The following is a 20640-nucleotide window of genomic DNA, read 5'->3' as shown; positions in this document are numbered from 1 at the left end:
CCTCGACGGCGGCTTAGGCCTGCCCGGGCATGGCGCGCACGCCCCCACCCCAGCGGTGACTCAGGCCTGCCCGGTCTCGAACCGGGCGACCTTCCCGCCCTCGACGGAGAAGTGCCACTTTGTCCGCATCTCACCCCAGGTGTCATTGCGGAACCGGGCGACGAGGGAACGCCCACCGTCCTTCTCGGACTCGATCTCCATGTGACCGCGCGAGGAGAAGATCTCCTTCTCGGTCCACTCGGCGAGGTCCCGGTCGGACCCGTCGTCGGACATGGTGGCGCCAGGCGTGAGGGCGGCCTGGAAGGCCTGCTGGTCATTGGCGTTGAGGGCAGCGACGAAGGCACGCACGGCGGGGTCGCTGATCTTGTCGACAGGAATCGTCATGCGCCTACCGGTACACCGCCCACCCCCGCCCACCACGGACCCGGGCCGGAGGTGTGACGCGCGTCAGTGCGCGGACTCGGCCACCTGGCGGAGCTGGCAGGCTTCGGTCCCATGACCGACCTCATGGACGACCCCTGGCGCACGATCGCCCGCCTCGCCTCCTGGATCTCGGACCACCACACCCTCCCGCCGGAGCAGGACGTCCTGATGCGCGTTCTGAAGCTCTCGGAGGAGGTCGGGGAGGTGGCGGAGGCGGTGATCGGGGCTACGGGGCAGAATCCGCGCAAGGGCACGAGCCACACCTGGCAGGACGTCGAGTCGGAGCTGTGCGACGTGATCATCACGGCGATGGTGGCCCTGCGCACGCTGAACCCGGACGCACCGGAGGTCTTCGCGGGCCATGTCCGCAGGGTGGCGGCCCGCTCGTTGGAGGAGTGACGGCCGGCGTTGTCAGTCCCGTACGCCATCCTTGGGCGCATGCCCATGCCGATGCCCCGAGCCGCCTGCCCCGTCTGCGGTCGTACCGTCGCCCTGATGCCCACGAAGAGGCTGGGCCACGGCGCGGTCGTCGACCACAAGCGGGAACGCAAGTCCCTGCTCCTGTGCACCGGTTCGGCCACCCACCTTCCCCTCGCCCACGCGACGGCCTGGCAGCTGGAGCTGGGGGCGGGGGACACGGCGGGCTCCACGCCGGACGAGACCATGCCGCTCTTCTGAGGCCGGCGTCGGGAAGCGCCACCGCCCGTGGTGGGAAGAGGCAGACGAGTCGGGCTGTACGCCGGGTTCTGTTCCCCGGGACCTCGCGGTCGTCGGGGTGACGGCCATCCATCTAGGGCCGACGTTGCCGCCGGCCTCGTGCGGTCTACCCGCGAACTCGGGCGAGCAGCCCTCGGTCGTTCGCGCAGAGTCGTCCGAGGACGACCCCTCTTGACCTTGCTCCGGGTGGGGTTTACCTAGCCGCCTGAGTCACCTCAGGCGCTGGTGGTCTCTTACACCACCGTTTCACCCTTACCGAGGACCGAGGTCCCCGGCGGTCTGCTTTCTGTGGCACTGTCCCGCGGGTCACCCCGGGTGGCCGTTAGCCACCACCCTGCCCTGTGGAGCCCGGACGTTCCTCGGGAGGATCCGAGGATCCCCACGCGGCCGCCCGCCCGGCTCGTCTGCCGTGCCGACCATGCTACCCGCCGCGTCCCGCCCGCTTGACCCGCGGGGACCCGCGCCGCGTCCGCTTGACCTTGTCGCAGCGTCAGGGTTTGTACTGGGCCCATGCGAATCGGCGAGATCGCCGCCCTCGTCGGGATCACCCCGCGGGCCGTGCGGCACTACCACCACCTCGGACTGCTGCCCGAGCCCGTACGGCGGGCCAACGGCTACCGCGAGTACGGCATCCGGGACGCCGTTCTGCTCGCCCGGATCCGGCGCCTCGCCGAGCTCGGGCTCGGGCTCGACGAGGTGCGGGACGTGCTCGCCGACGACGAGGGGCGCGAGCTCGTGGAGGTGCTCGAGGAGCTCGACGCCGACCTCGGGCGGCAGGAGGCCCTGATCCGGGCCCGCCGGGAGCGGCTCACCGAGCTGCTCGGGGAGGCGCGGGCCGGGCGGCTGACCGCCGAGGGGCCCGTCTCCCCGGAGCTGGCCGGGCTGTTCTCGGGCCTGGGCGAGGTCCCGGAGTCCCCGATGGCCGCCAAGGACCGGGAGATCCTCGCCCTGCTCGACTCCGTCGCGCCGGACGAGGAGCGCTCGCGGCTCATCGGCGCGATGCGCTCCATGACCGAGGACCCGGAGGCCGTCGCCCGCGCCCACGACGTGTACGTGCGGCTCGACGCCCTCGCCGACGCCGCCGCCGACGACCCGCGCGTCGCGGAGGCCGGGGAGGCCCTCGCGGCCTGTCTGCCGGACTCGCTGATCGCGGACATCGGCGAGCACGACCTGCCCGGGGGGCGGCTCGCCGAGGCCTTCTTCGGCGACTTCTCCGCCGCCCAGGCCGCCGCCGTCCACCACGCCTTCCACGTCCTCAGGGAGCGCAACCGATGACCGCCCTCATCCGCCTCATGCGCGCCGTCGCCTACGTCTTCCTCCCCGCCGAGGTCGTCCTCCTCGTCCTGCTCGTGTCGGGGGTACGGACACCTCCGGCCGCCCTCGCCGCCGCCGAGCTCACCGGCCTGGTCCTGTTCGTGGTCGGTGCCGCCGTCTTCGTACGGCTCTGGCGACGCGAGGGCTCCGCCCGCCGGGCCCTCGGGGAGCTGGTGCCCGAGCCCGTGCTCCGGATCATCGGGCACGAACTGCGCCTGATGGCGAGCCTCGCGCTGTGGGTGGGCCGGCGGCGCGTCGGCGTACGCGCCGGCGACCAGGCGTTCGGGCACGCCCGCGACCAGGCGGCCCTCATGTACGGCTTCGCGTTCGTCTGCCTCGTCGAGACCGTCGGCATGTCGTACCTGCTGGCCGACTGGCCCGTCGTCCACGCGATCGTGCTCGTCCTGGACGTGTACACGGTCCTGTTCGTCCTCGGCCTGCACGGCGCCTCCGCCGTCCGCCCGCACGTCCTCACCGCCGACACGCTCCACCTGCGGCAGGCCGCGCACGTCGACCTCCGCATCCCGCTCGACCGGATCGCCTCCGTACGGCACGAGCTGGTCTTCACGCACGAGAAGAAGAAGGAGGGCGAGCTGAACCTCGCCGTCGCCTCCCAGACCTCCCTCACCATCGAGCTGACCGAGCCCTACGACGCGCCCAAGTTCTTCGGCGGGACCCGGCCGGTACGCATCGTGCGCTGCCACGCCGACGACGCGCGGGCGCTCTACCGGGCGCTGACGCACTCGGTCGCGGCTGCCGCCGTCTGACTCACTCCGGGCGCACTCCGCGCTCCCGGGCTCACTCCGGCACGTGCTCGAAGAGGACCTTGTCCCTGTCCGGGTCCGCCGGGTCGGCCTTCGTCAGCTTCGCCTTCACCGGCGTCCCCTCTTTCAGCCTCTGCTGACTCTTCACCGTGCCCACCACGGCCGGGTCCTTCAGATGCACGACACCCTTCCGGCCCGCGCTGTCTCTCACGTCGATCACGAACCCGTCGAAGACCTGGCCGATCCGGTCCTTCAGCAGCGCCGCCTCGACGACGTCCATGCTCTGCCGGTCGGCATCCTTGCCGCGCCCCCGCTCCATGTCGGCCGGCAGCGCCGCCAGCGCGTCCGTGACCCACGCGGGTGGCGCCTGGCCCGCGACGGCCGCCAGACAGAGCTCGCCCACATAGCGGTCGACCAGGCGGCGCAGGGGCGCGGTGCAGTGGGTGTACTCGTCCGCGATGGCGGAATGGACCATGGAGTCCGGCAGATGGCCGCCCTCGAAGTGGAGGTAGGCGGACTTCTCGAACAGGCCGGTGGCGGCGTCCATGAGGAAGGCGGCGTGCCGGGGGTTGTCCGCCGGATCGAGCGAGCGGATGAGCTCCGCGTACGAGAGGTGGTGCGGCCAGTCGATCTCCAGCGCCTGTGCGGAGCGGCGCAGTCTCTCGACCCCGTCCGGCGCGGCCCCGAGGGTGCGCAGGACCCCGGTGCCCGCGCCGATCATCAGATCGGCCGCGGCCATGCCGGTGAGCAGGGAGATCTGCTCGTTCCAGCCGTCGACCGGGCGCGGGGCGCGGTAGACGAGGGTGTACGAGTTGCCCGCCTCGACGACCTCCTGTTCCGGGAGTTCGAGGGAGACCCCGCCGCGTTCGACCTCCAGGGCCTCGCGGAGCGTGCCCACCGTCTTGAGCAGGGCGAGCGGTTCCTCGGCCGTACCCGCCTCGATCTGCTGCTGGGCGCCTGCGTAGTCGAGCCTGAGGATGCTGCGGACGCGCGCGCGGCGCACGTCGACGTCGACCTGGTAGCCGTCGGCGTCCAGGTCGAAGCGCCAGAGCAGGGCGGGCGCGGTCTGGTCGGGCAGCAGGCTGGCGGCGCCCTCGGAGAGGACCGGGGGGTGCAGCGGGATCTTCTCGTCGGGGAAGTAGAGGGTCTCGACGCGCCGGTGGGCCTCCTTGTCGAGCGCGCCGCCGGCGGTGACGAACGCGGCGACGTCGGCGATGGCGTAGTGGACGCGGTAGCCGCCGCCCGGCCGACGGGCGAGGTGCATGGCCTGGTCGAGGTCGCGGGAGCCCGGCGGGTCGATGGTGAAGAAGGGGATGTCGGTGGCGTCGTACTCCGGCAGCCGCGGGGCGGCCGCGGCCGCCTCCGCCTCGGCGAGGACGGCCGGAGGGAAGCTCACCGGGACCTGCATCCGGGTCCTCAGTTCGCGCAGCGCGGCCCGCAGGTCCTCGGCTGCGCCGGTCACGTGGATGTGGCGGCGTGGCATGGACCGAGCGTATGGCGGAGGGCGGGGCCCGGCACTTTGTAGGCTGAACGTCCTGGGGCCGCACCCCCAGCCCCTGGTCGTACGAAGGAGAACCACCGTGCTCGTGCTGTTGCCGCCGTCGGAGGGTAAGGCCGCGTCGGGACGCGGGGCGCCGCTCAAGCCGGAGTCCCTGTCGCTGCCGGGCCTTGCCGGGGCACGGGCGGCGGTCCTCGACGAGCTGGTCGAGCTGTGCGTCGCCGACGAGGAGAAGGCCCGCGAGGTGCTCGGGCTGAGCGAGGGGCTGCGCGGCGAGATCGGCAAGAACACGGAGCTGCGGACGGCCGGCGCCCGGCCGGCGGGTGAGATCTACACGGGCGTGCTGTACGACGCGCTCGGCCTGGCCACGCTCGACCCGGCGGCCCGGAAGCGGGCCCGGAACTCGCTCCTGGTGTTCTCGGGGCTGTGGGGCGCGGTCCGGGTGGACGACCGGATCCCGTCGTACCGCTGCTCGATGGGCGTGAAGCTGCCGGGGCTCGGCGCGCTGGTCGCGCACTGGCGGCACGCGATGGCGACGGTCATGCCGGAGGCCGCCGGGGACGGGCTCGTCCTGGACCTGCGGTCCTCGGCGTACGTGTCGGCGTGGAAGCCGAAGGGCGAGGTGGCGGCGCGGACGGCGACGGTACGGGTCCTGCACGCGCCGACGCGGAAGGTGGTCAGCCACTTCAACAAGGCGACGAAGGGCCGGATCGTGCGCAGCCTCCTGGAGGCGGGCGCGGCCCCGAAGAACCCGGCGGAGCTGGTGGAGGCGCTGCGGGACCTGAAGTACGTGGTGGAGGAGGGCAAGGCGGGGGCGCTGGACGTGCTGGTGGACGAGATCCACTAGGGGACGGAAGGGCAGGGGCGTGGGGACGGGTGTTGCACTCCACGCAACGCGCGTTGCGCAGGATGTCATCGCCCGGCAGGATGGGCGCCATGACCTCCGCGCTGCCCTCCGCCTCCGTTCTCGACCTCGCCCCCGTCGTCCCGGTCGTGGTGATCGAGGACGCCGCCGACGCCGTACCACTGGCCCGGGCGCTGGTCGCGGGTGGTCTGCCCGCGATCGAGGTGACCCTGCGGACGCCCGCCGCGCTCGACGCGCTCCGGGCCATCGCCGCCGAGGTACCGGACGCCGTCGTCGGCGCGGGCACCGTCATCTCCCCGGCGGGCGTCGCGGACGCGGTCGACGCGGGGGCCCGCTTCCTGGTCAGCCCCGGCTGGACGGACGGCCTGCTGGACGCCATGAAGGCCTCCGACGTGCCGTTCCTGCCGGGCGTCTCGACCACCTCGGAGGTCGTGGCCCTCCTCGAACGCGGGGTGAGCGAGATGAAGTTCTTCCCGGCCGAGGCCGCGGGTGGCGTCCCGTACCTGAAGTCCCTCTCGGGCCCCCTCCCCCAGGCCCGCTTCTGCCCGACCGGCGGCATCTCCCTGACCTCGGCCCCGTCCTACCTCTCCCTGCCCAACGTCGGCTGCGTCGGCGGCACGTGGATGCTCCCCGCCGACGCCCTCGCGGCCCGCGACTGGGCGCGGGTCGAGACCCTGGCCCGCGAGGCGGCGGAGCTGCGCGCCCGCTGACCGGCCGTCAGGTGATCGTCAGGCCTACGTGGTCCGTCACCGGCCGGTACCCCAGCCGCCGGTAAAGGGCGTTGCTCGTGGGGTTGGCCACGTCCGTGAAGAGGAGGACCTGGGCCGCGCCCGCGTCCAGGGCGGCTCGGGTGATCGCCGTGGTGACGGCGGCCGCGTAGCCGCGGCCGCGCTGGGCGGCCGGGGTGAAGACCGGTGAGACGCGGGCCTGGCCTGCGACGATGCGCGAGACGCTCGCCATCGAGACCGGTCCTGCTTCGTCCGTCTCCCAGAGGTGGAGGCGGCCGTCGGCGACGCGGGGCTCGATGTTCGGGGTGAAGTCGACGTCGGCGTCCTCCCCGATGTCGCGGGCGAAGTGCCGCATCCACTCCACCGCGAGGGGGATGTCCTCCGCACCCGCCGGCCTCGCCCGGCCCGGCGGCGCCGGATCCGGTGGGGTGAGGTCGCCGAGGCGGTGCAGCCGCATGCGGCGCGCGGTCGTCCACGTCCGGCCCGACACCCGGCACAGCTCCCGCGCGAACGCCTCCGCCGTCTCCTCCTCGCCCCGTACACCCGTCAACTCGGCCGCGTCCGGCAGGACATGGGCGAGGGCGCGGGCGGCCACGGCGGGCATCGGCCCGAGCGCCGGCTCGTGGGGCAGGGTGAACAGGAAGGCGCCGGTGACCCGGCCGTCCGGCTCGGTCCACCAGCCGTACCGGCCGGATGCGAGGTGGCGTCTGCGGGCGCCCTCGCTGACGGTCAGCAGGACGGTGTTGCGGGCGGGGTCGGCCGCGAAGTGGTCCACGGCCGCGGCCCGGAAGGCTTCGGCGTCCTCGGTGATGTGCCACGTCATGGCGACGATGGTGCTACGGGAGGAGGGGGCGGGCCATCGATTTCCGTGACCCGCCCCCTCCTGATCACCGCAGGTGGCTGGTGTCGTTCAGGAGCCGTACCGACGCGTTGCCGTCCGCGTAGTACGCCACCGCCGACAGCGAGGCCGCCGACAGCTCCATCCGGAACAGCGACTCCGGCGGGGCGCCGAGGGCCAGCCGGACCAGGGTCTTGATGGGCGTGACGTGCGTGACGAGCAGGACCGTACGGCCCGCGTACGCGGCGGTCAGCCGGTCCCGGGTCGCCGAGACGCGGCGGGCGACCGTCGCGAAGCTCTCGCCTCCGCCGGTCGGGGCAGCCTTGGGCGAGGCGAGCCAGGCGTCGAGGTCCTCGGCGTACCGCTCGCGCACCTCGCCGAAGGTCAGGCCCTCCCAGGCGCCGAAGTCGGTCTCGCGCAGCCCGTCCTCGACGCGTACGTCGAGTCCCAGGCGGGCGGCGACCGCCTCGGCGGTCTGGCGGCACCGCTTCAGCGGCGAGCTGACGATCTCCTGGATCGTGCCGCGCGCGGCGAGAGCGGTGGCGACGGCGTCGGCCTGCCGCAGCCCGGCGGCGGACAGCTCGGGGTCGGTGCCCCCGCTCCCCGAGAACCGCTTCTCGGGCGTGAGCGCCGTCTCCCCGTGCCGCAGCAGCACGAAGGTCGCGGGCGCCCCCATGTCGGCGGACCCCCAACCGGGAGCGGCGGCGGCAGGCGCGGAGGCCTGCGCCGAGGCCTCCGCCTCGAAGTCGCCGCTCGACGCGGACGCGCGCTCCGCCGCCCCCGCCGCCGCCAGGGCGGCACGGGCCTGCGCCGCGACGGTCTCGTCGGCGGGGAAGAGGCCCTCGTCCGAGCGGACGGCAGCGGCGGCGGAGCCCGTACCGGCAGCTGAGCCCGTACGCGTAACACCACCACTACCCGATCCCGCCAGCGCCGCCCTCGCTCGGGCCGCGCCGGCCGTCGCGTCGCCCGGCGGGCCCGCGGGGGCGGCGGACGCCGCGTTGCGGGCCGCCGAGGTGTCGAGCGCGGCCGTGGACGCCGACGGCTCCCACTGCTTGCCGCGCTTGCCCGCGTCCATCGCCTCGTTGGCGAGCCGGTCCGCGTGCTTGTTCTTCTCGCGCGGGATCCACTCGTACCGGACCTGGCTCGCCGGGAAGACCCGGGCCGCCTCGGCCGCCAGCGGCTTCATGTCCGGGTGCTTGATCTTCCAGCGGCCCGACATCTGCTCGACGACCAGCTTGGAGTCCATCCGGACGTGCACCTTGGCGTCCGGGAACAGCTCGCGCGCCGCCTTGAGGCCGGCCACCAGGCCCTTGTACTCGGCCACGTTGTTCGTCGCGACGCCGATGTACTCGGCCCGCTCGGCGAGCGTCTCGCCGCTGACCGGGTCGAGGACCACGGCGCCGTAGCCGGCGGGGCCCGGGTTGCCCCGGGAGCCTCCGTCGGCCTCGACGACGACCTCGCCGACCCCGGCCCCTCCGCTCCTGGCCGTCATTACAGGCCGGACTCCGACGTGCGGACCAGGATCCGACGGCAGTTCTCGCAGCGCACCACCGTGTCCGCCGCGGCCGCGCGGACCTCGTTCAGCTCGGTGATGTTCAGCTCGATGTGGCAGCCCTCGCACTTGCGCTGGTACAGCCGGGCCGCGCCGACGCCGCCCTGCTGCTCGCGCAGCTTCTCGTAGAGCTTCATCAGGTCGGCCGGGACGGAGCCGGCCACGAGCTCGCGCTCCTTGCCGACCGAGGCGGCCTCGCTGTCGAGCTCGCCCTGCGCCGCGTCGCGGCGGGCGGTCGCGTCGTCGGTCTTGGCCTGGACGGCGGAGGACCGCTGGGTCAGCTCCGCGACCCGCTCGGCGGCGGACTCACGGCGCTCCATGACCTCCAGGACGATGTCCTCCAGGTCGCCCTGGCGCTTGGCGAGCGAGGTGATCTCGCGCTGGAGGTTCTCCAGGTCCTTCGGGGAGGAGACGGCGCCCGAGTCGAGGCGCTGCTGGTCCCGGACGGCGCGCTGGCGCACCTGGTCGACGTCCTGCTCGGCCTTGGTCTGCTCGCGGGCGCAGTCGCTCTCCTCGGTCTGCGCGGCGACGAGCAGGTCGCGCACCTGCGTGAGGTCCTTGGTCAGCGACTCGATCTCGGCGTGCTCGGGAAGGGACTTGCGCTTGTGGGCGAGCTGCTGGAGACGGACGTCCAGGGCCTGGACGTCGAGGAGTCGGATCTGGTCGGCGGGCGCGGCGTTCAGTTGGGGGCTCCAGGGGAGGTGTGATGGGAGGACCAAGGGTCGGTGACCGTCTTCGAGACGTGGACGCGCAGGTCCCAGCCGTGGCGGTCGGAAATCTCGTCGAGCTGGGCGGCCGCCTGCTCGCACCAGGGCCATTCGGTGGCCCAGTGGGCGGCGTCGACCAGGCCGATCGGCGCGTGTTGGGTGGCCTCGGAGACCGGGTGGTGGCGCAGGTCGGCGGTGAGGAACGCGTCCACGCCCGCGGCCCGTACGGCGTCGAAGAGGCTGTCGCCGGAGCCGCCGCTGACGGCGACCCGGCGCACGGTCATCCCCGGGTCGCCGGCGACCCGGATGCCCTGCGCGGTGGCGGGCAGCCGCTTCGCGGCGCGGGCCGCGAACTCGGCCAGCGTCTCGGGGTGGTCCAGCTCGCAGATCCTGCCGAGGTTGTTCTCGGGGACCAGGGGGCCGGTGATCCGCAGGTCGAGGGCGCCGGCGAGGGCGTCGGAGACGCCGGGCTCCGCGGTGTCGGCGTTGGTGTGCGCCACGTGCAGGGCGATGTCGTGCTTGATCAGGGTGTGCACGACGCGGCCCTTGAAGTGGGAGGCCGCGACCGTCGTCGTACCGCGCAGATAGAGCGGGTGGTGCGTGACGATCAGGTCGGCGCCGAGCGCGATCGCCTCGTCCGCGATCTCCTGGACGGGGTCGACCGCGAAGAGGACGCGGCCGATCTCGGCGTCGGGATCTCCGCAGACCGTGCCGACGGCGTCCCACTGCTCGGCCCGCTCGGGCGGCCAGAGGGCGTCGAGCGCGGCGATGACTTCGGACAGACGGGGACGAGACACGAGGGAAAGGCTACCTGGCCCCCGCGCCCCGCCGTCCTGCCTGTGGACAACCGCGGAGAGCGCCGCTCTCCGCCGGTCGCCCCTCGGTCTCCTTCTTCTGCTTCTTCTTCTACTTCTTCACGAGGTCCGCGCGCAGGTCGTCCAGGACGCTGTTCGCCGCGGTCACGCCGAGGCCCAGGTACCAGGTCTCGTCCGGGACGTCCTTGGCCCGGCCGGCCTTGACCGCCTTCAGGTTCTTCCACAGCGGGTTGGCCTGGGCGGTGTCGCGCTTGGTGGCCTTCGGGTCGCCGTAGACGCCGGTGAAGATCCAGTCGGCGTCGGCCTGGTCGATCTTCTCGGGGCTGATCTCGGCGGCGAGCTCGTTCACCTGCTGGTTCTTGGGCCGGGGCAGGCCGGTGTCCTCGAGGATCGTGCCGATGAAGGAGGCCTTGGCGTAGAGCCGGATCTTGCCCGGGAGGTAGCGGACCATCGAGATGGAGGGCTTGTTCGGGCCGCTGGCCGCGCCGATGTCTGCGCCGAGCTGCTTGGCCTTGGTCTCGTACGTCGCGAGCTTCGCCTTCGCGTCGGCGGTCCTGTCCAGGGCCGCCGCGTTGAGGAGGTAGTTCTCCTTCCAGGTGAAGCCGGGGCGGATGGAGAAGACGGTGGGGGCGATCTTCGAGAGCTCGTCGTACTTGTCGGCGGCGCGCAGCTGGCTGCCGAGGATCAGGTCGGGCTCCAGATTGGCGATCGCCTCGAGGTTGAGATTGTTGATCGTTCCGACGGACTTGGGGGCGCCCGCGTCCTTCTGCAGATACGTGGGGATGCCATCGTCACCCTCGGCGGGGGCGTACCCGACGGGCTTGATCCCGAGCGAGACGACGTTGTCGAGCTCGCCGACGTCGAGGACGACGACCCGCTTCGGGGCGGCGGTGATCTCCGTCCTGCCGAGCGCGTGGGTGAGCGTGCGCGGGAACTGGCCGGGCTCGGCGTCGGTCCCCATGGCCGCGGTCTTGGCCGCCGCGTCGCCGAAGTCCTTGCCGCCCGTGGCGACGTCCTTCTTGGCGGCGCCGTCCTTCTTTTCCGAGGTGGTGGCCGGTGCGTCGGCGCCGCTTCCGCAGGCCGCGAGGGACAGCGCGGCGGCGAGGGCGACGGCTGCGGCGGTGCCGCGGCGGCGGAGGGACATAGGGGCGACTCCTGTACGGATACGAGGGCGGTGCGGCTCGGAAGCCGTGCGCGGCCGGCGCGGGGCGGGCCCACACCCGGAGTCACAGGCTCCACTTAGGATCGCCTTACCTTATGCACCCCTCATCTCGCCAGCACACCCGGCCCCCTCGCCTCAGCAGAATCGATTCACGGCCACCCTTATGTGTGAAGTGACCGGGCTCGTGTTGTTCGGCAGGAAGTGCGAAAACTAGCTTCGGTGGCCGGAGGTGACGAGTCGATGACAGCCTGTGCCATCGAGACAACGACGGACGACGGCGGCGCGGTGCGGCCGGCGCGCTTCACGATCACGGCGAACGGCGCGTACGCGGCGCGGCTCGCCGGCACCGGGGAGGCCCTGTACGCGGAGCGGTGGACCCTGGACGGACCGGAGCCGTACGCCGTACCGCTCCCGCTCGACCAGCCCGAGGAGGCCCACGCCCAGCTGCTGCCGCTCGCGGACGGGCGGGTGCTGATCGGCCGCCGCGTGGACGGCCTGCGGCACACGTTCTCCCTGCTCTACCCGACGGGCCCGGGGACGGGCCAACTCCCCCTGGGCGCCGTCGAGGCCGAGGAGCTCGTCCTCCTGCCGCCCTCCCCGGACGGCATCTGCGGCTACGCGATGTGCGTCGGCGCGGACACCACCACGATCTGGCTGGTGGCGGGCGGCGCGTTCGGCCCCGAGCAGGTCGCGGAGGTCAAGGGCCGCTGCACGGGCGGCGTCTGGCTGGACCGTACGGGACGGATGCTGGCCCTCGACCGGTGCCTGGACGGCGGCCCGGTGAAGGCGGTCGCGGTCGACCTGGAGCGCGGGGGCGAGGTGACGCCGCTGCTCCAGATCACCGAGGAAAGCCACGACCGACTGCTGCTCGCCGACCCGGACAGCGGGCTGCTCCTGATCCGCTCCGACGCCCCTTCCCCTGGCCACGAGCGGCTCGGCTGGGGCGTCCTCGGCAGCCTGCTGCCGGTCCGCTTCCCGGAGTGCCTGCGGCTCGACGACGCGGCGGTGACCCCCTTCGCCGTACAGCCGGGGCAGGTGCTCCTTCCGGAGAGCTGCCCGGTGGCGCTGCGTATCGACGCGGCGGCCGGGAGCTGGGTCGGCATGTGGCAGCCGACCGGCCGCCGGATGCACCAACTGGCCGCGCCGGCGGGGTGGATGCCCGGTTCGGGCCTCTGGACGCCGGAGGGCGTGCTGCGACTGCCGTACGCTACGGAGGACACGACCTGCGGCCTCGCGGGGCTCACGGTCCCGCCGGACCCGGAGCCCGTCGCGGTCACGGTCGAACCACGCGTCTGCCGCCCCGTACCGCTCCAGCAGGCTCCCCTCACCGACCGCAAGGCCGCTGGCTAGACTCTCGGCCGCACGACAACAGCGATCATTACGGGGTGAGTTCCACCATGTCGGAAGCGCGTACGGACGGCTCGGAGCCGCAGGGCTCCGGAAGGCATCGCGGCGAGGCGGCGCCGTCGGAGGACTCCACGTCCTCCCCCCACGGCCGCCACCGCCGCGACGAGGAGCAGTAGAGCAGTACCAGTAACAAAAGCCGCCAGTACCTACGGAACGGCCCCGGGGGATTCCCCGGGGCCGTTCCCGTCGATTCCCAGGCCCTGGCGCGGCGCTACCGCGGCCCGCCCCCGGCCCTACCCCCGCTTCAGCCCCAGCACCTCCGTCGCCGCGAACGTCTCGCCCGCCGGGCGGCCCGCGTAGTGCGGGGACAGCAGCCCGTCCAGCTCCTCGTACGTGAACGCGTCCTTCGCCGTGTCGAACTTCGCCGACACCTTCGGCCGGTCCACGATCGCGACCATCCCGCCGTGGACGACGAGGAGTTGGCCGTTGACGGCCGCGGCCGCCGGGGACGCCAGGTAGCCCACGAGCGGCGCCACGTGCTCCGGCGCCAGCGCGTCCAGCTCGCCGTCCCCCGGCTCCGCGAAGCCCGCGAAGACGTCCTCCGTCATCCGGGTCCGCGCCCGCGGGCAGATCGCGTTCGCGGTGACGCCGTACTTCGCGAGGGCGAGCGCCGTCGAGGTCGTGAGGCCCACGATCCCGCCCTTGGCCGCCGCGTAGTTGGGCTGGCCCGCCGAGCCCGCCAGGAACGCCTCGGACGAGGTGTTGACGATCCGGCCGTACACGCCGGTCTCCCCCGCCTTCGCCCGTCCCCGCCAGTGCACCGCCGCGAAGTGCGTGGTGTTGAAGTGGCCCTTCAGATGGACCCGGATCACCGAGTCCCACTCCTCCTCGCTCATCGAGAAGACCATCCGGTCCCGCAGGATGCCCGCGTTGTTGACCAGGATGTCCAGCTTCCCGAACTCGCCCACCGCCAGGTCCACCAGGCCCCGCGCGGTCTCGAAGTCGGCGACGTCGCCCAGGTGCGCGACCGCCCGGCCGCCCGCCGCCCGGATCTCCTCGGCGACCTCCTCGGCGGGGGCCGCCGACGCCTCGCCGGAGCCGTCGCGCCCCGGCTGGCCGTAGTCGTTGACGACCACGGCCGCACCCAGGCGGGCGAGTTCCAGCGCCTCGGCCCGGCCGAGGCCCCGGCCGGCGCCGGTGACGATCGCGGACAGCCCCTCAAGAGGGAGTGACATCGATTCGCGTCCTCTCTGGTCTCAGATCTCGGGTCTCAGATCTCGGGTCTCGGGTCTCGGGTCTCAGATCTCGATGCAGGTGCGCAGCGCGACACCCGTACGCATCTGCTCCAGCGCCTCGTTGATCCCGGCCAGCGGCACCCGGTGGGTGATCAGGGACTCCAGGTCGATCCGGCCGGCCCGCCAGAGCGCGATGGCCCGCTCGTACGAGCGCATGACGTCACCGCCGCCGTACATCGACGGCAGGATCCGCTTCTCGTCGAAGAACAGCTCGAACATGTTGAGCTGGAGGTGGTCGTCGAGCGCGCCCGCGCCGACGACGCAGAGGGTGCCGCCGCGCCGGGTCGTCTCGTACGCGGTACGGGCGGTGGCGGACTTGCCGACGACCTCGAAGACGTAGTCGAAGCCCTCGCCCGCGGTGATCCGCTGCTTGGCGTCCGCGAGCCCGTCGGGGGCGACGGCCTCGGTCGCGCCGAAGCGGAGGGCGGCCTCGCGCCGGGACTCGACCGGGTCGACGGCGACGATCTGGGCGGCTCCCTGGAGCTTGGCGCCCTGGATCGCGGAGATGCCGACGCCGCCGCAGCCGATCACGGCGACCGAGGAACCTGCCTCCACCTTCGCGGTGTTGATGGCCGCACCGAGCCCGGTGGTCACGCCGCAGCCTATGAGCGCGGCGATGTCGAAGGGCACGTCGTCGGGGATCGGGACGGCGCAGCCGGCGTCGACGACGACCTCTTCGGTGAAGGTGCCGGTCCCCGCGAAGCCGAAGACCTCCCCTCCGGGCCTACGGAAGTTGGGGGTACCGGCGTTCATGAAGCCGGCCAGACAGAGCTGGGTCTGGCCGCGCTTGCAGGCGGGACACGCGCCGCACGCGGGCAGCCAGCACAGCAGCACCCGCTGCCCCTCGCTGAGCCCGGTGACCCCGTCGCCGATGTCGAGGATCTCGCCCGCACCCTCGTGGCCGGGGATGAACGGGGCGGGCTGCGGGAGCACGCCGCTCATCGCGGAGACGTCGGAGTGGCACAGTCCGGTCGCCCTGACCCGGATCTTGACCTTGCCGGGGCCGAATCCCACGGCCTCGACGTCGTCGAGGACCTCCAGTTTGTCCTGGCCGATCTCGTGCAGTACGGCTGCGCGCATGGTGCGGCTCCAATCGCCCGATCAGGAATACTCGACGAGGGTGTCGGCGAGCACGGGAGCGTCGTCGCGCTCCACGGCCGTGACCGACACCTGGACGCGGCCGTCCCCGGTCCACATCCGGATACGCAGGGTCTCGCCGGGGAAGACGATCCCGGCGAAGCGGGTGCGGTACGAGCGGACCCGGGCGACGTCCCCGCCGAGCACCGTGTCCACCACCGCCTTGAGGGTCATTCCGTAGGTGCAGAGTCCGTGCAGGATCGGCCGGTCGAAGCCGGCGAGCGCGGCGAACTCGGGGTCGGCGTGGAGCGGGTTCCAGTCGCCGGAGAGCCGGTAGAGGAGCGCCTGGTCCTCGCGTACGGGACGCTCGACGGTCTTCTCGGGCTCGCGGTCCGGGAGTTCGAGCCGCTCGGAGGGGCCGCGGTCTCCGCCCCAGCCGCCCTCTCCGCGGACGAAGATCTGCGCGTCGCTGGTCCACAGCGGGCCGTCGTCGTCGGCGACCTCGGAACGCAGCACGAGGACGGCCGCCTTGCCCTTGTCGTACACCGCGGCGACGCGGGAGGTCGTGACGGCCCGGCCCTTCACGGGGACCGGCCGGTGGAGCGTGATCGTCTGGCCGCCGTGCAGGACGGCGGCGAGGTCGATGTCGAGGCCGGGCGCGGAGAGCCCGCCGACGACCCCCATGCCGGCGCCGGCGACGGTGGCGAAGCTGGGCAGGACGTGGAGCCTGGATTCGAGGGTGTAGCGGAGCTCGCCGGGGCCGGTCGCCGGGGTTCCGGCGCCGAGGCCCAGGTGGTAGAGCTGGACGTCCTTGTGGTCCCAGCCGATCTCGGCGCTGCGGGGCTCGGCGGCGACGGCCTTGGCGGCATCAATGGGCATGGGGATGCTGCTCCTTGGAGATCCGTGAGGGTCGGGAGGACGTAGAGGTCGTGAGGCGTGGGGACGTGGGAATCGTGGGGCGTGGGACGTGAGGATCGTGGAGACGTGAGGATCGTGGGGACGTGGGGACGTGGGGATCGTGCCGTGTGGAAGACCTCGGTGCGACCGTCCGCACCGTCGGCCGCACCGAGGCCGTGCGGGGACCGTCCCGTACGCGCTCGCTCTCCGTTCTAGAACGCGTTCTAGGTCGGTGATCCTCATGTATAGCCGAGCGGGGATGAGTTGAGAAGCCCTCGGGCAGTGACACCTGACGACACGTCAGCTAACCGAGTGGCCGGGCCGGTGGCAGGACATTTGTCACTGCCGACTCCGTACATCCACGCCTGCCGCGCTCCCCGGCCGGATCCGTAGTTTCGACGGCATGACGAACGAGCCCGCGTCCGTGGTCTTCGAGGCCACGACGAAGAGATTCGGCGCAGTCCGCGCCGTGGACGGCATCGACCTGACCGTCCACCGTGGCGAGACGGTGGCCCTGCTGGGCCGCAACGGCGCCGGCAAGTCCACCACGATCGCCCTGCTCCTCGGCCTCACCGAGCCAGACGAGGGCCGGGTCTCGCTCTTCGGCGCGGCGCCCGGCCGCGCGGTCGCGGCGGGCCGGGTCGGTGCGATGCTCCAGGAGGGCCGGCCGGTCCCCCGGGTCACCGTCCGCGAGCTGGTCACGTTCGTCGCCCGCACGTACCCGTCCCCGCTGCCGGTGGCCGAGGCCCTGGAGCTCGCGGGCCTCACGGAGCTGGCGGGCCGCTCATGGGCATGGGGGCGGTCTCCCACCTCTTCCAGGGCAAGTCGGCCAACCCCTGGCTCACCGGTCTTGGCCTGCTCGTCTTCAACTCTCTCTACATAGCGGTCGTCTTCCGTGCCTTCAGCGGCCCCAAGCGCGACGCGCCCACCACCTGGTGGCTGCTGGCGGGGATGGCGGCCGTCACCCTGGGCCTGAGCATCGCCTACGGCGGACCGTACCTGCTGTACTTCCCGCTGCTCGGCCTCGCCGCGGGGTCGGTCACCCGCGGCCGGCGGCTGCCCCGGGTGGTGTTCCCGCTCTGTGTCACGGCTGCCGTGGTCGCGGGGGTACGGGACGGCTGGGGCGCGATCAACGTGGCCTACGGGACGTTCATCTCGGCGATGGTGACGGCGGCCATCTTCGCCCTCTCCGAAACCGTCCGCGAGCTGCGCGCCACCCGGCAGGAACTGGCCCGGGCGGCGGTGGAGAAGGAGCGGCTCCGCTTCTCCCGGGACCTCCACGACCTGCTCGGGCACACCCTGTCCGTCATCGTCGTCAAGTCGGAGGCGGCGCGGCGGCTCGCCCCGCGCGATGTCGAGGCCGCGCTCGCCCAGGTCGCCGACATCGAGTCCGTCGGTCGCCAGGCGCTCGCGGAGATCCGCGAGGCGGTGACCGGCTATCGCGAGGGCAACCTCGCCACCGAACTGGACGGCGCCCGCGACGCCCTCTCCTCGGCGGGCATAGACCCGGTGGTCCGCCAGTCCGGCCCACCCCTTCCGCCCGCCACGGAGGCGCTGCTGTGCTGGGTCGTACGGGAGTCGGTGACGAACGCGGTCCGCCACAGCGAGGCGACCCGCTGCACCATCGACCTGGGCGGCACCCTGACCCACGTCCGCCTGACGATCACGGACAACGGCAAGGGCACGGCCGCCCCACCCGGCACCGGCCTCAAGGGGCTCCACGAACGCATAGCAACCGCAGGCGGCACCCTCACCACGGGCCCGGCCCCACAGGGCGGCTTCCGCGTCACTGCGGACCTCCCGGTGACGGCTCACGTATCAGGGAGGCCTATAGGCCCGTGACGGGAACCTTGATGCCGAGATTTCGGATGATGACGGTGTCCACCTCCGGCTTGACCGGGAAGTAGTCAGAAACGTCGGTCTCGGTCAGAACCGGTTGCACCACGCCACTCGGCTCGTCCTCGACCACCTTCAGTACGAGCTCGTTCGGCTGCGGGTTGACTCCCGGATTGTCGAGCTCGAGGCGCAAGCCGAAGCCCGTGGTCGGGCAGGTAAGCCGACCGGTGACGGTGACTCGCCGCCTACCGCCACTGTGCAGGCTCGCTACAGCCGTGAAGTTCTCCTCTTTCAGCGTGCATTGAAGTGGGGTCTCTTCTGTGGCGCTCATGAACACTCCCTGAGGGGCCTGGCACTGAGCTCATTCCGCTGCGTAGGCGATAGCCGTCGATCGTCATCGAAGTCATTGATCCATCAACTTCGCATGGCTGCCCGGGCGGTCCTGGACGAGGGCCCGTAGATCCGGTCGCCCTCATCACTTCCAGTGTGTGCCGGTGTCCTTCGCATGGCTACTTGTGACCCGCCGGGCGACCCATGCCGGCGGAGTCGGGCCCTGTCAGGATCCAAGGCGGCATGACGCGCCCCAACAGCCCCCCGGCCTACCCTTTTCCCCATGAGCGAGATGCCGCAGGACCACCGCCCGCTGTCGCGTACGCGAGTTCTCCTCGCCGAGGACCAGGGCATGATGCGGGGCGCGCTCGCGCTGCTGCTCGGGATGGAGCCGGACATCGAGGTCGTCGCTCAGGTGGGGCGGGGGGACGAGATCGTGGACACGGCGCTCGTCAGTCGGCCCGAGGTGGCACTCCTCGACATCGAGCTGCCGGGACGGTCCGGGCTCGACGCCGCCGCCGATCTGCGCGACGAGGTGCCCGACTGCCGGGTCCTGATCCTGACCACCTTCGGCCGGCCCGGGTACCTCCGGCGGGCGATGGAGGCGGGGGCGGCCGGATTCCTGGTGAAGGACGGGCCGGTGGAGGAACTCGCCTCGGCGATCCGGCAGGTCCTGCGGGGAGAGACGGTCATCGACCCGGCCCTCGCCGCGGCGGCCCTCAGCGCGGGGCCGAACCCGCTGTCCGCCCGCGAGCGGGAGGCCCTGGGCGCGGCGGTGGACGGCGCGACGATCGCCGACATCGCGACGCGGCTGCACCTGTCCGAGTCGACCGTACGGAACTACCTCTCCTCCGCCATCGGCAAGACCGGCACCCGCAACCGCATGGAGGCGGTCCGGGAGGCCCGTCAGCAGGGCTGGCTCTAGAGTCTGTCCCCCGGTCCGGCTCAGTCCTGGCGACTCGGCCTCGGCAGCCACAGCAGCATCAGGAGCGCCGCCGCGAGGAGGACGCCCGTCGCCGTGCGGAAGGCCAGGGCGTAACCCTCCGTCAGGGCCTCGGGGCTCGTGCCGCCGGCCGTGCGGGCGGCGGCCACGGTGGACAGGACGGCGAGGCCGAGCGCGCCGCCCATCGTGCGGGAGGTGTTGACGAGGCCGGAGACCAGCCCCGCGTCACCGGGCGCGGCGCTGGAGGTGGCCAGAGTGGCCAGGGGGGTGGTGAGGAGGCCGATGCCGGCCATCATCAGGATGCCGGGGCCCAGGATGATGGTCAGGAACGTGCCGTTCGCCGTCATCGTCGACTGCCAGGCGAAGCCGGCCGCGGCGACCAGGGCCCCGATGACCGCGAGGTTGCGCGCGCCCGTCGTCGGCATCAGGCGGGGCGCCAGCTTGGAGCCCACGATGACGCTGACCGAGCTGGGGACCAGGGCCAGACCCGCCTGGATCGGGGTGTAGCCGAGGACGTTCTGGGCGTACACCGTCATGAAGAACCACATGCCGAACGACGTCGAACCGGCGAGCAGGATCGACACGTTGGCGGCCGAGACCGCCCGCGAGCGGAAGAGCTTCAGTGGCATCAGCGGGGCCGCCGTCCGGGCCTCGACGGCGACGAAGACCCCGAGCAGGGCCAGGCCGCCGAGCAGCGGGACCAGGGTGGCCGGTGCGCCCCAACCGCCCTCCTCCGTCTGCACGATGCCGTACGCGACGGAGGCGAGGCCGCCGGTGACGAGGACCGCGCCCGGCAGGTCGAGCCGTCGCCCGCCGACGGTACGGCTCTCGCTCAGCCACAGCGCCGCCCCGGCCAGGACCAGAACGCCCACCGGCACGTTGATCAGGAGCACCCAGCGCCAGGAGAGCAGGTCGACGAGGACCCCGCCCACGAAGCCGCCCGCCGCGCCACCGGCCGCCCCGACCGCCGTCCAGGTCCCGATGGCCCGGGTCCGCGCCGGCCCCGCCGGTACGGCAGCGGTCACGATCGTGAGCGTCGCGGGCGCGAGGACCGCGGCGCCGAGGCCCTGCACGGCCCGTGCGGCGACCAGCTGCCAGCCCTCCTGCGCGAGCCCGCCCGCGACGGAGGCCGCGGTGAAGAGCCCGAGCCCGAGCAGGAACATCCGCTTCCGGCCGAAGAGGTCCGCCGCCCGTCCGCCGAGCAGCATGAACCCGGCGAAGGCGATCGAGTAGGCGTTGAGGACCCACTGCAGCCCGATCGCCGAGAGACCGAGGTCGGCCCGCATCGACGGCAGCGCGACGTTCACCACCGAGACGTCGAGGACCACGAGGAACTGCCCCGCGCACGCGGCCAGCACGACGAGCCAGGTGCGCGGGGTGGGGCGTACGGAGGTGGACGACGGTGCGGCCGACTCGGCGGCGGAGGACTCGGTTCGGGCCATGCGTGTGATGGTCGCAGACGGTCCGTGCCCCGTACATCGGGAATCGGTCCTAGGAAGGGCCCCAGGAATTGGTCCTACGACCTCCGGACC

General features: G+C 72.6%; 21 protein-coding genes, 1 other RNA gene and 2 pseudogenes. 11 read left to right on the top strand and 13 right to left on the bottom strand.

Annotated elements, in window-relative coordinates; all coding sequences use genetic code 11:
• Nucleotides 1-60: 60 nt before the first annotated feature.
• A complete protein-coding gene (locus tag AB0F56_RS33245; protein ID WP_362016591.1) occupies nucleotides 61-384 on the bottom strand; it encodes a nuclear transport factor 2 family protein in 324 nt (107 codons plus the stop codon).
• Nucleotides 385-495: 111 nt separating this feature from the next.
• Between AB0F56_RS33245 and AB0F56_RS33240 the strand changes: the two genes are divergently transcribed.
• Nucleotides 496-822, top strand: a complete 327-nt coding sequence (locus tag AB0F56_RS33240; RefSeq protein ID WP_362016590.1) for a MazG-like family protein — start codon at nucleotides 496-498, stop codon at nucleotides 820-822.
• A gap of 96 nt (nucleotides 823-918) precedes the next feature.
• The gene (locus AB0F56_RS33235) at nucleotides 919-1101 is read left to right on the top strand and encodes a hypothetical protein (protein ID WP_362016588.1); all 183 of its coding nucleotides are present in this window, start codon (nucleotides 919-921) and stop codon (nucleotides 1099-1101) included.
• 41 nt (nucleotides 1102-1142) lie between these two features.
• On the opposite strand, the gene rnpB is transcribed toward AB0F56_RS33235, so the two are convergent.
• Nucleotides 1143-1543: RNase P RNA component class A (rnpB, locus tag AB0F56_RS33230), an RNA gene on the bottom strand.
• 107 nt (nucleotides 1544-1650) lie between these two features.
• Between rnpB and AB0F56_RS33225 the strand changes: the two genes are divergently transcribed.
• Together AB0F56_RS33225 and AB0F56_RS33220 are read left to right on the top strand one after the other, a co-directional pair.
• Entirely contained in the window at nucleotides 1651-2415 is a 765-nt protein-coding gene (locus AB0F56_RS33225) for a MerR family transcriptional regulator (RefSeq protein ID WP_362016586.1), read from the top strand.
• Nucleotides 2412-3221, top strand: a complete 810-nt coding sequence (locus AB0F56_RS33220; protein ID WP_362016584.1) for a hypothetical protein — start codon at nucleotides 2412-2414, stop codon at nucleotides 3219-3221. The genes AB0F56_RS33225 and AB0F56_RS33220 overlap by 4 nt, the downstream gene beginning before the upstream one ends.
• Before the next feature lie 31 nt (nucleotides 3222-3252).
• Here AB0F56_RS33220 and AB0F56_RS33215 read toward each other — a convergent pair whose 3' ends face one another.
• Nucleotides 3253-4701 (bottom strand): RNB domain-containing ribonuclease, encoded by a 1449-nt coding sequence (locus tag AB0F56_RS33215; protein WP_362016582.1) that lies wholly within the window; start codon nucleotides 4699-4701, stop codon nucleotides 3253-3255.
• Nucleotides 4702-4798: 97 nt separating this feature from the next.
• Between AB0F56_RS33215 and yaaA the strand changes: the two genes are divergently transcribed.
• Nucleotides 4799-5563: a peroxide stress protein YaaA gene (yaaA, locus tag AB0F56_RS33210; RefSeq protein ID WP_362016580.1), complete on the top strand. Its 765-nt coding sequence runs from the start codon at nucleotides 4799-4801 to the stop codon at nucleotides 5561-5563.
• Between the two features lie 89 nt (nucleotides 5564-5652).
• Complete coding sequence (locus tag AB0F56_RS33205; RefSeq protein WP_362016578.1) at nucleotides 5653-6291, top strand: bifunctional 4-hydroxy-2-oxoglutarate aldolase/2-dehydro-3-deoxy-phosphogluconate aldolase; 639 nt, start codon at nucleotides 5653-5655, stop codon at nucleotides 6289-6291.
• A 7-nt stretch (nucleotides 6292-6298) separates the two neighbouring features.
• Here the strand turns inward: AB0F56_RS33205 and AB0F56_RS33200 are convergent, their stop codons facing one another.
• The 5 genes from AB0F56_RS33200 to AB0F56_RS33180 form a co-directional block, all read right to left on the bottom strand.
• Complete coding sequence (locus tag AB0F56_RS33200; RefSeq protein WP_362016577.1) at nucleotides 6299-7132, bottom strand: GNAT family N-acetyltransferase; 834 nt, start codon at nucleotides 7130-7132, stop codon at nucleotides 6299-6301.
• Between the two features lie 64 nt (nucleotides 7133-7196).
• A complete protein-coding gene (locus AB0F56_RS33195) occupies nucleotides 7197-8639 on the bottom strand; it encodes a bifunctional RNase H/acid phosphatase (RefSeq protein WP_362016575.1) in 1443 nt (480 codons plus the stop codon).
• A complete protein-coding gene (locus AB0F56_RS33190; RefSeq protein WP_362016644.1) occupies nucleotides 8639-9382 on the bottom strand; it encodes a C4-type zinc ribbon domain-containing protein in 744 nt (247 codons plus the stop codon). Before AB0F56_RS33190 ends, AB0F56_RS33195 begins: the two co-directional genes overlap by 1 nt.
• Nucleotides 9379-10203: a Nif3-like dinuclear metal center hexameric protein gene (locus AB0F56_RS33185; RefSeq protein WP_362016573.1), complete on the bottom strand. Its 825-nt coding sequence runs from the start codon at nucleotides 10201-10203 to the stop codon at nucleotides 9379-9381. The genes AB0F56_RS33190 and AB0F56_RS33185 overlap by 4 nt, the downstream gene beginning before the upstream one ends.
• Before the next feature lie 109 nt (nucleotides 10204-10312).
• The gene (locus tag AB0F56_RS33180) at nucleotides 10313-11365 is read right to left on the bottom strand and encodes an iron-siderophore ABC transporter substrate-binding protein (protein WP_362016571.1); all 1053 of its coding nucleotides are present in this window, start codon (nucleotides 11363-11365) and stop codon (nucleotides 10313-10315) included.
• Nucleotides 11366-11623: 258 nt separating this feature from the next.
• On the opposite strand from AB0F56_RS33180, the gene AB0F56_RS33175 reads away from it, so the two are divergent.
• Nucleotides 11624-12733 carry a hypothetical protein gene (locus AB0F56_RS33175; protein WP_362016569.1) on the top strand — a complete coding sequence of 370 codons (1110 nt, stop codon included), beginning with the start codon at nucleotides 11624-11626 and terminating at the stop codon, nucleotides 12731-12733.
• Nucleotides 12734-12768: 35 nt separating this feature from the next.
• On the top strand, nucleotides 12769-12906 hold the full coding sequence (locus AB0F56_RS33170; protein ID WP_362016567.1) for a hypothetical protein: 138 nt from the start codon (nucleotides 12769-12771) through the stop codon (nucleotides 12904-12906).
• A gap of 117 nt (nucleotides 12907-13023) precedes the next feature.
• Here the strand turns inward: AB0F56_RS33170 and AB0F56_RS33165 are convergent, their stop codons facing one another.
• The 3 genes from AB0F56_RS33165 to AB0F56_RS33155 all read right to left on the bottom strand — a co-directional run bounded on the left by AB0F56_RS33165 (nucleotide 13024) and on the right by AB0F56_RS33155 (nucleotide 15981).
• A complete protein-coding gene (locus AB0F56_RS33165; RefSeq protein WP_362016565.1) occupies nucleotides 13024-13965 on the bottom strand; it encodes a 3-oxoacyl-ACP reductase in 942 nt (313 codons plus the stop codon).
• A gap of 63 nt (nucleotides 13966-14028) precedes the next feature.
• On the bottom strand, nucleotides 14029-15105 hold the full coding sequence (locus AB0F56_RS33160) for a Zn-dependent alcohol dehydrogenase (protein WP_362016563.1): 1077 nt from the start codon (nucleotides 15103-15105) through the stop codon (nucleotides 14029-14031).
• Nucleotides 15106-15126: 21 nt separating this feature from the next.
• Nucleotides 15127-15981 carry a MaoC/PaaZ C-terminal domain-containing protein gene (locus AB0F56_RS33155; RefSeq protein ID WP_362016561.1) on the bottom strand — a complete coding sequence of 285 codons (855 nt, stop codon included), beginning with the start codon at nucleotides 15979-15981 and terminating at the stop codon, nucleotides 15127-15129.
• A gap of 421 nt (nucleotides 15982-16402) precedes the next feature.
• Between AB0F56_RS33155 and AB0F56_RS33150 the strand changes: the two are divergent.
• A pseudogene (locus tag AB0F56_RS33150) lies at nucleotides 16403-16783 on the top strand (ATP-binding cassette domain-containing protein); the annotation flags it as partial.
• Nucleotides 16783-17841: pseudogene (locus AB0F56_RS33145) on the top strand (sensor histidine kinase); the annotation flags it as partial. The pseudogenes AB0F56_RS33150 and AB0F56_RS33145, both read left to right, overlap by 1 nt.
• Here AB0F56_RS33145 and AB0F56_RS33140 read toward each other — a convergent pair.
• Nucleotides 17828-18166, bottom strand: a complete 339-nt coding sequence (locus tag AB0F56_RS33140; RefSeq protein WP_362016560.1) for a hypothetical protein — start codon at nucleotides 18164-18166, stop codon at nucleotides 17828-17830. The pseudogene AB0F56_RS33145 and the gene AB0F56_RS33140 overlap by 14 nt on opposite strands.
• Before the next feature lie 282 nt (nucleotides 18167-18448).
• Here AB0F56_RS33140 and AB0F56_RS33135 point away from each other — a divergent pair, with 282 nt between their 5' ends.
• Complete coding sequence (locus AB0F56_RS33135) at nucleotides 18449-19090, top strand: response regulator transcription factor (protein WP_362016558.1); 642 nt, start codon at nucleotides 18449-18451, stop codon at nucleotides 19088-19090.
• Nucleotides 19091-19110: 20 nt separating this feature from the next.
• On the opposite strand, the gene AB0F56_RS33130 is transcribed toward AB0F56_RS33135, so the two are convergent.
• Complete coding sequence (locus tag AB0F56_RS33130; protein WP_362016556.1) at nucleotides 19111-20550, bottom strand: MFS transporter; 1440 nt, start codon at nucleotides 20548-20550, stop codon at nucleotides 19111-19113.
• Nucleotides 20551-20640 lie beyond the last annotated feature (90 nt).

Source organism: Streptomyces sp. NPDC026092, from assembly GCF_040638605.1.
Classification (GTDB): Bacteria; Actinomycetota; Actinomycetes; order Streptomycetales; family Streptomycetaceae; genus Streptomyces.
Note: the sequence above shows the minus strand (reverse complement) of the source record. Positions and strands in the feature narration are given on the sequence as shown.